At 74.3% G+C, this 13,556-nt stretch carries 11 protein-coding genes; 5 read left to right on the top strand and 6 right to left on the bottom strand.

What is annotated here, in order from left to right:
- Positions 1-104: 104 nt before the first annotated feature.
- On the bottom strand, positions 105-719 hold the full coding sequence (locus ACH5AC_RS30860; protein ID WP_398865528.1) for a hypothetical protein: 615 nt from the start codon (positions 717-719) through the stop codon (positions 105-107).
- Positions 720-1,034: 315 nt separating this feature from the next.
- On the opposite strand from ACH5AC_RS30860, the gene ACH5AC_RS30855 reads away from it, so the two are divergent.
- The 4 genes from ACH5AC_RS30855 (at position 1,035) to ACH5AC_RS30840 (ending at position 4,056) form a co-directional block, all read left to right on the top strand.
- Positions 1,035-1,499, top strand: coding sequence for a cyclic nucleotide-binding domain-containing protein (locus tag ACH5AC_RS30855; RefSeq protein ID WP_398865526.1), 465 nt, complete (start codon positions 1,035-1,037; stop codon positions 1,497-1,499).
- The gene (locus ACH5AC_RS30850; RefSeq protein WP_398865525.1) at positions 1,496-2,182 is read left to right on the top strand and encodes a CBS domain-containing protein; all 687 of its coding nucleotides are present in this window, start codon (positions 1,496-1,498) and stop codon (positions 2,180-2,182) included. The genes ACH5AC_RS30855 and ACH5AC_RS30850 overlap by 4 nt, the downstream gene beginning before the upstream one ends.
- Positions 2,183-2,263: 81 nt before the next feature.
- Positions 2,264-2,947, top strand: a complete 684-nt coding sequence (locus ACH5AC_RS30845; protein ID WP_398865523.1) for a response regulator — start codon at positions 2,264-2,266, stop codon at positions 2,945-2,947.
- A gap of 122 nt (positions 2,948-3,069) precedes the next feature.
- The gene (locus ACH5AC_RS30840) at positions 3,070-4,056 is read left to right on the top strand and encodes an Acg family FMN-binding oxidoreductase (protein WP_398865521.1); all 987 of its coding nucleotides are present in this window, start codon (positions 3,070-3,072) and stop codon (positions 4,054-4,056) included.
- Here the strand turns inward: ACH5AC_RS30840 and ACH5AC_RS30835 are convergent.
- Positions 3,997-6,735, bottom strand: coding sequence for a cation-translocating P-type ATPase (locus tag ACH5AC_RS30835; protein WP_398865519.1), 2,739 nt, complete (start codon positions 6,733-6,735; stop codon positions 3,997-3,999). The two genes, ACH5AC_RS30840 and ACH5AC_RS30835, sit on opposite strands and share 60 nt — an antisense overlap.
- A 283-nt stretch (positions 6,736-7,018) precedes the next feature.
- Between ACH5AC_RS30835 and ACH5AC_RS30830 the strand changes: the two genes are divergently transcribed.
- A complete protein-coding gene (locus tag ACH5AC_RS30830; RefSeq protein ID WP_398865518.1) occupies positions 7,019-7,894 on the top strand; it encodes a universal stress protein in 876 nt (291 codons plus the stop codon).
- An 816-nt stretch (positions 7,895-8,710) separates the two neighbouring features.
- Here ACH5AC_RS30830 and ACH5AC_RS30825 read toward each other — a convergent pair.
- From ACH5AC_RS30825 to ACH5AC_RS30810, 4 genes are all read right to left on the bottom strand, one after another.
- Entirely contained in the window at positions 8,711-9,700 is a 990-nt protein-coding gene (locus ACH5AC_RS30825) for an Acg family FMN-binding oxidoreductase (RefSeq protein WP_398865516.1), read from the bottom strand.
- A gap of 43 nt (positions 9,701-9,743) precedes the next feature.
- Positions 9,744-10,031, bottom strand: coding sequence for an SHOCT domain-containing protein (locus ACH5AC_RS30820; protein ID WP_398865515.1), 288 nt, complete (start codon positions 10,029-10,031; stop codon positions 9,744-9,746).
- A 132-nt stretch (positions 10,032-10,163) separates the two neighbouring features.
- The gene (locus tag ACH5AC_RS30815; RefSeq protein WP_398865514.1) at positions 10,164-12,533 is read right to left on the bottom strand and encodes a glycoside hydrolase family 65 protein; all 2,370 of its coding nucleotides are present in this window, start codon (positions 12,531-12,533) and stop codon (positions 10,164-10,166) included.
- Positions 12,534-12,608: 75 nt separating this feature from the next.
- Positions 12,609-13,454, bottom strand: coding sequence for a universal stress protein (locus tag ACH5AC_RS30810; RefSeq protein ID WP_398865570.1), 846 nt, complete (start codon positions 13,452-13,454; stop codon positions 12,609-12,611).
- Positions 13,455-13,556 lie beyond the last annotated feature (102 nt).

Below are 13,556 nucleotides of genomic sequence, written 5' to 3'. Positions count from 1 at the left end.
TGCCTCCGGATCGGATGTCAGGTGGGGAGCTTCGGGACGGGGCGGCTCGGCGCGGTCCCGGCGCGGTGGGCCCCTGCGGCGGGACCCGCCGTGCCGGGGAGGGTTCACCTCAGCCAGGAGTGGCGGCTGACGAAGGGAAGCCGCGCCCACTGGCGGCCCAGTCCCCAGGTGGCGCCGGCGCCGACGGCCGCGAGGGCGATCAGGACGACGGCGTAGATCACGTGGTAGTCGGCGAACGGGTTCGTCGACATGCTGAGCGAACCGTCGGACAGGTGCTTCGCGGGCGGCCACTCGGCGATCCACATCAGCGCCATCATGGCGGTGCCGGCGACGGCGGCCAGGCGCAGCGCGACGCCGCTCATCACGGCGACGCCGATGCCGAGCAGGCCCAGCATGAACAGCCAGTCCGCCCAGGCGTCCCCGGCCCACGCCTGGAAGGTGGACTCCATGGGTCCGACCGCGACGTTGCTCAGGAAGCCCTTGGTGGGCGATCCGCCGTCGATCCAGCCCTTGCCGGACTGGGTGGCGTAGCCAAGACCGAAGGTCTTGTCCAGGAACGCCCACAGGAAGACGAACCCGGTCAGCAGTCGCAGGCCGGCGAAGACATACGCGCTCACCGTCGTGGCGGCCGTGTCGGTGACGGTCTCGGCCGTCCCCGCCCCGCGCAGAGACGGGAGGCGGAAGCCCATGTGACGGTGCGGGTGGTGGTGAACGGCCATGGTGGTGATCCCTTCGGGAGTCGTTGTCTGCGGCTCGTTCCTTCGGTTCTTGCACCGCCCAATCTGGCCTCGTCCGACGTCTCCCGCCGGATGCCGAAAGTCGGCGTCCAGGGGGCTGAACGGCCCCTTCCGCGGGACCGGTCGGGCCGCAGGGCACCGGCGCCTGCCCGCCCGCTCGGTATCGCCGTTCACAGGCCCGGGGGGACTCACCGGCCGGCCGGCCCGGTCCGGGGGCCGGGTGGCCCATGGTCCGGGGAGCGGTGTCCGCGCAGGCTGGAGGTGGTCCTTCCGTACGCGCCTTCCTGGAGGCACGCCATGAACGCTCCCGTCACGATGAGCATGCCGCGGGCGCTGTCCGCCGAACACCGGCAGCGGCTGATGGGGATCGCCCAGGAGGTGGCGTTCCCCCAGGGCACCCGCCTCTTCGAGGAAGGCGGTCGCGCCGACCGGTTCTGGATCGTGCGCACCGGCACCGTCGACCTGGACATGCGGGTCCCCGGCCGCCGCGCGGCCGTCATCGAGTCCCTCGGCCACAACGAACTCGTCGGCTGGTCCTGGCTGTTCCCGCCGCACACCTGGCATCTGGGTGCCGAGGCGGCGAGCCCGGTCCGGGCGTACGAGTTCGACGCGGTCGAGGTCCGCGCGATGTGCGCGGGCGACACCGCGTTCGGGCGGGCCGTCGCCGAGTGGGTCGGCGGGGTCGTGGCGCACCGGCTGCACTCGGCCCGCGCCCGGCTGCTCGACCTGTACGGCCCGTACGGGAGCGGGGGCGAGCGATGACCGACGTCCAGGAGACCGGTGCCGTCGGCCGGCGGGCGGCCCCGCACATCGTCGGCGACGTGATGACGCGCTCCGTCGCCCGGGTCGGCCGCAGTGCCGTCTTCAAGGAGATCGTGCGTGTCCTGCACGGCCGCAAGGTGAGTGCCCTGCCCGTGGTGGACGCGGCGGGCCGGGTCGTCGGGGTGGTCTCCGAGGCCGATCTGCTGCCCAAGGAGGAGTTCCGCGACAGCGACCCCGACCGGTACACGCAGCTGCGCCGGCTGTCCGACCTCGCGAAGGCGGGTTCGCTCACGGCGGGCGAGCTGATGACCTCCCCCGCGCTCACCGTCACCGCCGACGCGACGCTCGCCCAGGCCGCGCGGACCATGGCGCGGGCCCGGGTCAAGCGGCTGCCCGTCGTCGACGAGGCGGGCCTGCTCGTGGGCGTGGTCAGCCGGACCGACCTGCTGAAGGTGTTCCTGCGGGACGACGAGGACATCGCGGAGGAGGTACGGCGGGAGGTCGTGGCCTATCTCTTCCCGATGCCGGCGTCGTCGGTACGGGTGGCGGTGGACGAGGGGGTCGTGGTGCTCGCCGGGCGGGTGCGGGACCGGTCCCTGGTTCCGGTGGCCGCGCGGCTGGTCCGGGCGGTCGAAGGGGTGGTGGACGTGCGGTTCGAACTTGAAGGGGCCGGAAGGCCCTAGTGCGCGCGGCGCCTGGGGGTGAGGATCGTCGGCAGGGGCGGCCCGCAGTCCGCCACCACCGGGGAACCACAAGGGGTCGACATGCCCGAGGCACGCACCTACACACCGCAGGACCCGATCCGCGTCTTCCTGCTCGACGACCACGAGGTCGTCCGGCGCGGACTGGCGGACCTGCTGGACGCCGAGGCGGACATCACCGTCGTCGGCGACGCGGAGAACGTGGAGCACGCCATGGTGCGCGCTCCCGCGGTACGGCCGCATGTGGCCGTCCTGGACGTCCGTCTGCCCGACGGGGACGGCATCACCGTCTGCCGTGAGCTGCGCAGCCGTATGCCGGAGCTGGCCGTGCTCATGCTGACGTCGTTCGACGACGAGGACGCGCTGCTGGACGCGATCATGGCGGGGGCGTCGGGGTATGTGCTGAAGCAGATCCGTGGGTCGGATCTGGTGTCGGCGGTGCGGACGGTGGCGTCGGGGCAGTCGATGCTCGATCCGGCGACCACGGCGCGGCTGATGCGGACGCTGCGGACCGAGCCGGCGCCGGCGCCGGAGGAGTCGCCGGAGCTGGCGAGTCTTTCGCCTCGTGAGCGGGAGATTCTGACGCTGATCGGGGACGGGCTGACCAATCGGGAGATCGGTCAGCGGCTGTATCTGTCGGAGAAGACGGTCAAGAATCACATTTCGCGACTGCTGGCGAAGCTGGGGGTGCAGCGGAGGGTGCAGGCGGCGGTGCTTGCGTCGCAGATGGAGCCGACGGTGTCGTAGGCGCCGTTCTTGTCTGCGGGTCTCGTCGTGGCTGGTCGCGCGCGGGGGGCGGAGCCGCATATCGACTGCAGCCCCGCGTCCCTTTTGGCGGCGCTGCGGTCGGCCCCGTGAAGAGGAGACCCATGAATGTCGATGTCACGACGGTGCGGACGCTGTTGACGGCGGCCGCTGCCGCGCCCTCCATTCACAACACCCAGCCCTGGCGGTTCCGGTTCGATGCGCAGGCGCCGGGGCTGGAGGTGCGGGCGGCGGTCGAGCGGGGGCTTCGGTTCATCGATCCGGCGGGGCGGGCGCTGCATCTGTCGGTGGGGTGCGCGTTGTTCAATCTGCGGGTCGCGGCCGCGCACAGCGGCTGGGAGCCGGTGGTGCGGCTGCTGCCGCGGCCCGGTGAGCCGGGGCTGCTGGCGCGGGTGCGGTTCGGTGGGCCGCCGCATCTGCCGGTGCCGGCGGGGCTGTACGAGGCGTTGTGGCGCCGGCGCAGCAGCCGGCTGCCGTACGCGGACCGGCCGCTGCCCGACGGGCTGACGGCCGAGCTCGTCGAGGCGGCTCGGGCGGAGGGTGCCCGGCTGGTGCTGCCCGATGCCGAGGGCACCGAGCGGCTGCTGCGGCTGACGTGGGAGGGCGAGCAGCGCAACCGCGCCGACGCCGACCGTGCGGCGGAGAGCCGGCGGTGGCTGCGGGCCCCGTACGTCTCGGCGCTCGGCGTCCCGTCGGCGGCCGTGGGGCCGCAGGACTATCGCGAGCGGCTCCCGATGCGTGACTTCGGCGCCCATCGCCGTCCCGCGGCGCTGCCCGCCCGGCCCTTCGAGGCACGTCCCCGGCTCGCGGTGCTGTCCACCCCGCACGACCGCCGGGCGGACTGGCTGCGTGCCGGGCAGGCCCTGGAGCGCGTGCTGCTGGTGGCGACCGCGCACGGTGTGCGGGCCTCGCTGCTGCATCAGGCCCTGGAGTGGCCCGACCTGCGTGCGGACCTCGCGTCCGCGCCCGCCCACGGCCGTGCCCACGCGCAGATGGTGCTGCGGCTGGGCTACGGGCCGGAGGGCGCCGCGTCACCGCGCCGTACCGTCTGGCGGCTGCCGGCGCGGGATCCGCTGCTGCCGCGGCGCTGACACCGCGCGGGAGACCAGTTCGGCGAGCAGCACCGTCGAGGCGACGGCCGCGCACAGCGCCCACTGGGCGGCGCTCAGCGGGACCGTGCCGAAGACGGACCGCGCCCACGGCAGGTGGACCGCACCGGCCTGCACGGTCAGCACCCCGGCCAGGCACAGCCACAGGGTGCGGTTGGTCAGCTGATGGCGGCCCAGGACCGGGCCGTCGTCCGCGCGGGCGTTGAGCGAGTTGACCAGCTGGAAGAGGACGAACGTGGTGAACGCCATCGTCGCGGCGGTGTCCGAGCCGACCCGCGGGCGGGCGACGGCGAACAGGGCGACGGTGCCGACGGCCATGACCGCGCCGGCCCGGCCGACGGCGAGCAGCCGGCGGGCGTCAAGGATCCGTTCGGCGGGGTCGCGGGGCGGGCGGCGCATGGTGTCGTCGCGGGCCGGGTCGACGGCCAGGGCCATGGCGGGCGGGCCGTCCATGATGATGTTGATCCACAGCAGCTGGGCCGCGGTCAGCGGTGAGGGCAGTCCGGCCGCGGAGGAGCCGAGCAGGGTCAGGATGGCGCCGATGTTGGTGGCCAGCTGGAAGCGGACGAACTTCACGATGTTCGCGTAGATCGCCCGGCCCTCGCGGACCGCCCGGACGATGGTGGAGAAGTCGTCGTCGGTGAGGACCATGTCGGCGGCTTCCTTGGCGACGTCCGTGCCGGTGCGGCCCATCGCGACGCCGATGTGGGCGGCGCGCAGCGCGGCCGCGTCGTTCACGCCGTCGCCGGTCATCGCCACGGTGTGGCCGCGGGCGGTGAGCGCCCGGACGATCACGACCTTGTGCTCGGGGGCGACCCGGGCGAAGACGCCGATGCCGTCGACGCGGCGGGCGAGTTCCTCCTGCGGCATCCGGTCGAGGTCGGCGCCGGTCACCACCTCGCCGGTGATGCCCAGCTCACGGGCGACGGCGGCCGCGGTGTCCGCGTGGTCACCGGTGATCATCTTGACGGCGACGCCGGCGGTGCGGCACAGGGCCATCGCCTCGCGGGCCTGCGGGCGGGGCGGGTCGGCGAGGCCGGCGACGGCCACCAGGGTCAGCCCGGTGAGGCCGTCGTGGTCCACGGGGCCGTCGAGGAGGGCGGTGGCGGCGCCGAGTACGCGCAGTCCGGAGCGGCCGAGTTCGGCGGCCACGGCGCGGACCTGGGCGCGGCGGGCCTCGTCGAGGGGGTGGACGCCGTCCTCGGTGCGTACGGCCGTGCAGCGGTCGAGCAGGACGTCGACGGCTCCCTTGACGTGCGCGCGGGTGCGGCCGTCGGGCTCGGCGTGGAAGGTCGCCATGTACTTGGTGGCCGCGTCGAAGGGGAGTTCGCCGGTGCGGGGCCGCTCGGCGCGCAGCCGGTCGGCCTCCGTGCCCGCCTTCGCGGCGAGGACCACCAGGGCGGCCTCCGTCGGGTCGCCGACGAAGCCCTCGTCGGTGAGGCGCGCGTCGTTGCACAGCGCGAACGACAGTGCGGCGGCGCGGAGTCGTGCCTCCGGGGCGGGGGTGCCGTCGTGGGAGCGGACGGCGCCCTGGGTGCCGTAGCCCTCGCCGGTGACGGAGTGGAGCCGGCCGGCGGTCCACAGGGACCGTACGGTCATCTCGTTCAGGGTGAGGGTGCCGGTCTTGTCGCTGCACACGACGGTCGCCGAGCCGAGGGCCTCGACGGCGGCGAGGCGTTTGACGACGGCGCCGCGGCGGGCCATGCGGTACACGCCGAGGGCCAGGTTCAGGGCGAGGACGGCGGGCAGTCCCTCGGGGATGGCGGCGACGGCCAGGGCCACCGCCCGCAGGGCGATGTCCGAGGGTGCCTCGCCGCGCACCAGGGCGAGGACCGCGTAGAGGGCGACCGCGGCGCCGCTGAGCACCGCCAGGCGCCGGCCGAGGCTGTCCAGCTGGACCTGGAGCGGGCTGGGCGGTTCGGCGCCGGTGCGCAGGGCCTCGGCGATCGTGCCGAGCTCGGTGTCCATGCCGGTGGCGGTGACGACCATCTCCGCGCGGCCGCGGGTGAGGGCGGTGTTCATGAACAGCTCGCCGGTGCGCTCGGCGACGGGGACCTCGGCCGGGCCGATCACGGCGGTGCTCTTGGCCACCGGCTGGGACTCCCCGGTCAGGGCCGCCTCGGCGACCTCCACCGACTCGGCCACCAGTAGCCGCCCGTCGGCGGGGACCCGGTCGCCGGCCTCCAGCAGCACCACGTCGCCGGGGACCAGGGTGTCCGCCTCGACCTCGCGTTCGGTGCCGTCGCGGCGGACCCGGGCGGTGGCGACGAGCATCCGGCGCAGGGCCTCCAGGCTGCGCTCGGCGCGCCGCTCCTGGACGTAGCCGAGGACGGCGTTGATCTGCAGCACGACCGTGATCACCGCGGCGTCCTTCACCTCGCCGATCGCGGCGGCGACGACGGCGGCGATCAGCAGGATGCCGATGAGCCAGTTGCGGAACTGGTCGAGGAACTTCAGCCATTCGGGGCGTCGGGCCGGTTCCGCGAGCCGGTTGGGGCCATGCGCGGCGGCGCGTTCGGCGGCGTCCTGGGAGGTGAGGCCCGTGCGCGGGTCGACGCCGAGCCGGGCGGCGACCTCTTCGGGGCTGAGCCGGTGGGCGGCCGGGGTGGCGGCTTCCGGGGGAACCTCCTGGGCGGCGGTCCCCGCCCTCGGTCCCGTCATGGCACTCTCCCCTTTCCGGTGTCCGGTGTGTCCGGCCCTCCGGTGGTCGGGCGTGCGTGCCGCACAAGGATCCCGGCGCGCGTCGGCAGGCGGCCGGTCCTCCCGCTTCCCTGTCTCTCAGCCTCCGGCCGGCCCCCGTCCGTCGCACTGGGCCGTCCGGACCTCAAGGCCACACCGTCCGGCCCTCCCCGGGGGCATGTACCGGGTCCAGTCTGGAAACCGGAGGAAAAGACGTGCGGCGGGGTGGCCCGCCCCGTCGCCGTGCCGACCCCGGAGGTGCGTCATGACCGGACCCGTCGTCGTCGGGCTCGACGGCTCCCCCGCCAGCGTGACGGCCGCGTGGTGGGCCGCCCGCGAGGCGGTGGACCGGCGTCTGCCCCTGTTGTTGCTGCACTCGTGGACCACGCAGCCGCTGAACGTGCCCATCGCCCAGGCGGCGCACAGCAAGCAGCGGTACGGCGAGCAGGTGCTGCGCCGGACGGAGGCCGAGCTGCTGCACCGCTACGGCACGCTGTCCGTGACCTCGGAACTGGTCTCGGCGCCGGCCACCAACGCGCTCGTGGACCTCAGCGAGACCGCGACCATGCTGGTGCTGGGCTCGCGGGGGCACGGCGCGGTGTCGAGCTTCCTGCTCGGCTCCATCAGCCTGCACGTGCTGGGCCTGAGCCACTGCCCCGCCGTCACCGTGCGGGCCGGCGACCCGGCCGTGGAGAGCGGCTACGGGCATCCGGCGGCCGCCGGCCGGGACGAGATCCTGGTCGGGGTGCAGGAGGCCGCTCCGGCCTCCGACCCGTTGCTGGAGTTCGCCTTCACCACCGCCGACGTACGGGGCGTCCCGCTGCGCGCGGTGCGGGCGCTGCCGCTGTCGGCGCTGGTGACACAGCCTCGTCCGGAGGGCGACGGTGTGCCGGCCGAGGAGCGGGAGCGGCTCGCCGCGCTGCTCACGCCGTGGCGGGAGAAGTTCCCGGCCGTCGACGTCGTGGAGCACACCGCGCACGGCTCGGCCTCCCAGGTGCTGCTGGCCGCCGCGGCCCACGCCCGGTTGACCGTGGTGGGCCGGCGTCTGCATCCCTCGCCGCTGATGTGGAAGCTCGGACCGGTCGCCCACGCGGCCCTCCACCACGTACCGTGCCCGGTCGCCGTCGTCCCGCACGACTGACCGTCCCGACGGCTCCGCCGACGACGGGCGCGGCCCCACTCACGGACCTGCTTCCGGTCCCGTGAACGGCCGCGGCCAACTGGACGCGCTACGGCGCCCCGCACTGGTGCCGGACAGAACCCTGGTCGTCGGCGAGTACCTGACGGCGCGCTGATCCCGACCAACGGCAACACTCTGGACGCGTCAGCACGGCATCCGCCGGCACTGCCGGAACGTGCACCGCGCCTGCGGGCGGGCAGGCGGGCGTGGACCCGATCCGCGCACTGGTGCCGGGCGGAACCCTGGTCGTCGGCGAGTACCTCGCATCGGGGCACTGATCGCACTGATCCCGACCACCCGCGACACCCTGGACGCGTCAGCACGGCATCTGACGGCACTGCCGGAGCGTGCGCCGTGCGCCTGTGGGCGGGCGGCCGTGCACACGCTGCCACGTGGAGCGAGGCCGTGCCCGTGGACGGACGGGCCAAGGCGCGCGCTACCCGGCGCTCGCGCCAGCGCCGGGCGCCCCGAGGCGACGGCGACGGTCAGCCACGCCAACGCCCGGACCAACCGGCTCGCCGAACACCAGCCGCACCACGGAGACAGCAGCACAGCGGCGGGCGACGGCGTGGCTGTGGGTCGGCGCGGTCAGTGCGTCCGGGATCGGCTGCGGTTCGGTGCGGCTCGGGCAGCATCGCGATGTTGCGCCCGGCCATTGCGGGGAACACCGGCTCTGCCCGGTGCCGGCGTCGACGCGGGGCGGCCCGAGGCGATGGCGGCGATGAGCCGTGCCCTCGTGGCCGCCTCGGTCTGAGGCGCACTGAGCCGTGGCGGGATTCAGACGATCTGCAGGACGTCCGACACCGGCCTGCGGGGGGTGGTCGTGCCTGTCGGGCCGTGGCCGAGGCGCAGGACCATGTGGACGTGGCCCATGTCGGACTCGGGGTCGCGGGCGAGTTCGCGCAGGTCCTTGCGTTCCAGGGCGTGTGAGGACAGGGCCGTGGCCAGGCCGTGCACGGTGGCGAGGAGCAGGACCCGTTCCAGTGCCTGGCCGGCCCGCAGCCAGTCGGCCGGACGGTCGTGGCGGGTGCCGAGGAGGACGAGGTTCGGGGCGGGTTCGAAGGTCGCCGAGGGGCGGTGGGGCAGGTGCCGCCGGCCGGCGAAGTCCCGGACGGGGGCGCCGCCGTTGTACTTGGACGGGCCGAAGGCGTGCTCCGGGATGCCGTCGACGGCCTCACCGGTGTCGTCGGGTCCGACCCGGGTCCACCGCCGTACCTCCTCGATGCGCTCGGGTTCCATCAGGTCGCGGCCCTCGGCGTCGTGGATCTGGTCCAGCAGGGCGGCCACGTGCCAGGCGTCGGGGAAGAAGAGCTGGGCGTCCTCCGCGCGGGCGGCGTCGGACAGCGCGGCCCGGATGTCGAAGGGCACCGGCTCGTCGCGGAAGGGGTGGCGGCTGGTGTGCCGGCGGGCGATCGCCGGGAACAGCACGGCGAGATCGTGGTCCGGCTGCTCGGTGTCGGCGAGGCGCACGGCGGCGAGCAGACCGGGTTCGGCGGGGTCGGGCAGCAGCCCGACGTCGGCGAGCAGACCGTGGTGGGCCGCGGCGACCCGGAGGTTGAACAGGGCCGCGCCGCAGCCGATGTGCAGGGCGCGGTGGTCCGGGTCGGTGCGCGGCATGCCCCGGGAGAAGTCGGCGTACAGCTCCAGGACGCGGTCGCCGGTGCGGTACCGGAACCGCCAGGGCTGCGCGTTGTGCAGCGAGGGAGCGGCGGTGGCGGCCGCCACCAGGGCCCGCGGGGTCATCGGGTCGAGTGGTCGCGCCGGCATGGCGTACCTCCCCTCGGAGAGCGGACGGGGGGACCGGGTGCGGTCAGGTCTTGGCGAGCCCCGCGCCGCCACCTCGCAGTACCGCGAGGCGGCGCCGGTACTCCTCCTCGTCGATCTCGCCGCGCGCGAACCGCTCGCCGAGCAGCCGTTCCGCCTCCGCCGTGGCGTGGGGCGGCGCGTCGACGGGCGGGCGCGGGGGCGCGGAGTCACGGCTCAGCGCGCGGTACAGCAGCATGCCGACGGCGACGAGCAGGGCCAGGAACAGGACGCTGCTGATCGACATGGCGAACCAGCCCCACCCGTTCATGCCATGGTCGGAGTCCCAGTACACGTCGGGTCACCTCACTCCGTGCCGAGTCGACGACGGGGTTCCTCAGGACCAGCCTCCCTCCGGGCGGTGCCGCGCGCCATGGGCCGCCAGGACCGCGCCGGGGGCCGTACGGCCCGCTCTCCGTGACCGTACTCACTCCGGCAGTGCCAGTTCCCCCGTCTCCCCCGGCTGGAGGCACACATCGCGGTCGGGGAGGCGTACGTCGATCGGGGACTCGTCGGAGGAGGGTACGGCGATCTCCAGCAGGCCGTGTTCCAGGCGCAGGCGGACACCCCAGTGGCCCTGGTAGCGCAGGCAGAAGCCGTAGGAGGACAGCTCGGGCAGCGGGACCGGGTCCAGCCAGAGGGCGCCGTCCCGGGTCTCCAGGCCGGTGAGTCCGCGCTGGACCAGGTCCAGGGTGCCGGCCATGGCGCCCAGGTGGATGCCCTCACCGGTGGTGCCGCCCTGGACGTCTGCGATGTCGCCCTGGAGGGCCTCCTGGCAGAACTTCCACGCCTCGGCGCGGCGGGCCCGGGCCAGCACCCAGCCGTGCACCAGGCCGCTGAGGGTGGAGCCGTGGCTGGTGCGGTGCAGGTAGTAGTCGACGGTGCGGTGCCAGGTGTCGTCGTCGAGGCGCATGCCCAGGCGGCGGAAGAGACCGGCCAGCTCGGCCGGGGAGAAGAGGTACCCGAGCATGAGGACGTCGGCCTGTTTGGACGCCCGGTAGCGGTTGGCGGTGTCGCCCTCGGCCTCCAGGATCCGGTCCAGCCGCCGGATGTCGCCGTACCGCTCCCGGTAGCCCTCCCAGTCGAGCTCGGCGAGATCGCCGTAGCCCTCGAACTGGCTGACGACGCCGTCGTGGAAGGGTACGTGCAGGGTGCGGGAGACGTCCTCCCACTGTTCGAGTTCGCCGCCGTCGAGGCCGGTGCGCTCGACGAGTTCGCGGCGGCGCGGCTCGGGCAGCGAGCGCAGCAGGTCCAGGGTGCGGGCGAGCACCCAGGCGGCGGTGACGTTGGTGTACGCGTTGTCGTCCAGGCCGGGGGCGGAGGCGTCGGGGTAGGCGTCGTGGTACTCGTCGGGTCCGACCACGCCCCGGATGCGGTGCCGGCCCAGATCGTCGTCGTAGACCGCCGAGTCGGCCCAGAAGCGGGCGATCTGCAGCAGCATCTCGGCGCCCTTGGTGTGCAGGAACTCGCTGTCGCCGCTGGCCTCGCAGTACTGCCAGATGTTGTAGGCGATGGCCGAGCCGACGTGGTACTGCAGGTGGGAGTGGTCCGGCAGCCAGCGCCCTGAGTTGGGGTTGAGATGGAGCTGCTGGGTCTCCTCGCGGCCGTCGCTGCCGCTCTGCCACGGATACATCGCGCCCCGCCGGCCGGCCTCCCGCGCGGCGATGCACGCCTGTTCGAGGCGTCGGTGGCGGTAGCGCAGCAGGGCTCGGGACACCTCGGGGAAGTGCAGGTTGAGGTAGGGCAGGACGAACAGCTCGTCCCAGAAGACATGGCCGCGGTACGCCTCGCCGTGCAGCCCGCGGGCGGGGACGCCGACGTCGAGGTCGGCGGTGTGCGGCGAGAGGGTCTGCAGGACGTGGAAGAGGTGCAGCCGCAGGATGCGGCCCGACTCGCCGGGCACGACGAGGTCGGCGCGGCGCCACAGCTGGTCCCAGGCCGTGAGGTGGGACTCCAGCAGGTCGTCGTAGGCGGGGACGCGGCCGACGCGGTGGACGGCGGCGTGCAGCGGGTCGCTGATGGCCGGGTCGCGGGAGGTGTGCAGGGCGACGGTCTTGTCGACGACGGCCGGGCGGCCCTCCGTCAGCTCCAGGTGCAGCCGCTGGACCGCGCGCGGGCTCTCGTGCCGCACGGTGGCGGGCGCGTCGGCGGTGAGCCGGGCGGCCATGCCGATGCGGATGTCGGAGGTGCGGGTGCGGCAGCGCAGCCAGACGGTGTCCGGGCCGGCGTCACCGGTGTGGACGTGGGTGAGGTGCAGGCCGTCCAGCTGGCGGTAGCGGGCCACGCCGGCGTTGGCGACCCCGCCGTCGAGGGCGGCCTCCACCTCCAGGGTGCCGGAGAAGCCGGTGGCGGTGAACTCGGTGCGCAGGGCGGCCAGATGGGGGTCCGCCATGTGCACCCACCGTTCCTGCCGCACCGTCAGCTCCTGTCCGCCGCCCAGCCCGTAGCGGGTGTGGCGTTCCAGTAGGCCGGAGGCCAGCTGCAGTCGCTGGCGGTGGTCGAGGACCGGGGCGGTGTCGGGGGTGAGCCATTCGCCGCCGGGCAGCCGGAAGCGCAGCGGCAGCCAGTTCGGCACGTTGACCATGTCCTCGTTCTCGACGCGGCGGCCGGCGACGTCCGAGGTGAGCCGGTTGTAGCAGCCGGCGACATACGTGCCGGGATAGTGGATCTCGTCGGCGGCGCACTCCGGGAGCGCTCCCCGGGTGGCGAAGCAGCCGTTGCCCAGCGTGCACAGGGACTCCCGCAGACGCTCGTCCGCGGGCTCGTAGCCCTCGTACTCCCAGGTCCAGCCGGTCACTGCGGCACTCCCTCCCGTCGGCGATCGGTCCGGGTTCCCCGACGCCACTGCCCTACGCCGGTGCCTACGGGCACCTCATGCCCGCTGCGGCACGACCGCCACCGGGCAGGCGGCGTGATGCAGCAGGGTGTGGGCCACGCGGCCCAGCTGAAGGCCGAGGTGACCGGTGCGGCGCCGGGCGCCGACGATCACCAGGTCCGCGGCGGCCGACCGGTCGAGCAGCACCCGGCGGGCCGGGCCCTCGACGGTGGCGCGCCGCACCCTGACCTCCGGGTGGTCCTCCGTCGCGTCCCGCAGCAGCGTGTCCAGCAGTTCGGACGCCTCCTGCTCGTGCGCCTGCTGCGGGTCGCCGACGAGCAGCGGATGGTCGACCGGCTCGTGCAGGGGGCGGCGCCAGGCGCGGACCACGTCGAGGACGCAGCGGCGCGCCCGGGCCTCGCGGAACGCGAAGGCGACGGCGTCCGCGCAGCTCTCCGGGTCGCCCGCGCCGAGCAGGATCCGCTCGTGCGTGCCCGCCAGGCCGGCCATGTCACCGCGGACCACGATCACGGGGCAGTGCGCGCGGGCCGCGACGGCCAGGCCGACGGAGCCGAGCAGCAGGCCCTGCAGTTCGCCGCGGCCGCGTGAGCCGGTGACCAGGAGGGAGGCGTTGTGGCCGGCCCTCAGAAGGGCGTCCACGGCCTCGTCCGGGACGGTGTCCGTGGTGACCGGCACGTCGGGGTCGCGGCGGTGGGCGCGGGCCGCGGCGGTCGTGAGGACGTCGTCATCGTCGGTCGGTGGGGTGTCCTCGTAGCGTTCCCAGAGGGAGGCGTAGAGCAGGCGCAGGGGCAGGGCGTGACGGGCGGCCTCGTCGACCGCCCAGTCGACGGCCGTGAGCGCGGGCGTCGATCCGTCGACACCTACGACCAGGGGCAGGTCCATTCTTCTCACCGCCTTCCTGCTTCATAGTCACCCTTCCACCGGACGTCGGCTCCCCGGCAGGGGTGGTTCGGCCCCGGGGTGGGCCGGTCGGCCCCTGGGGGC

The organism is Streptomyces sp. NPDC018693 (assembly GCF_044391385.1).
GTDB lineage: Bacteria > Actinomycetota > Actinomycetes > Streptomycetales > Streptomycetaceae > Streptomyces.
This window is presented reverse-complemented; position numbering and strand designations above follow the sequence as displayed.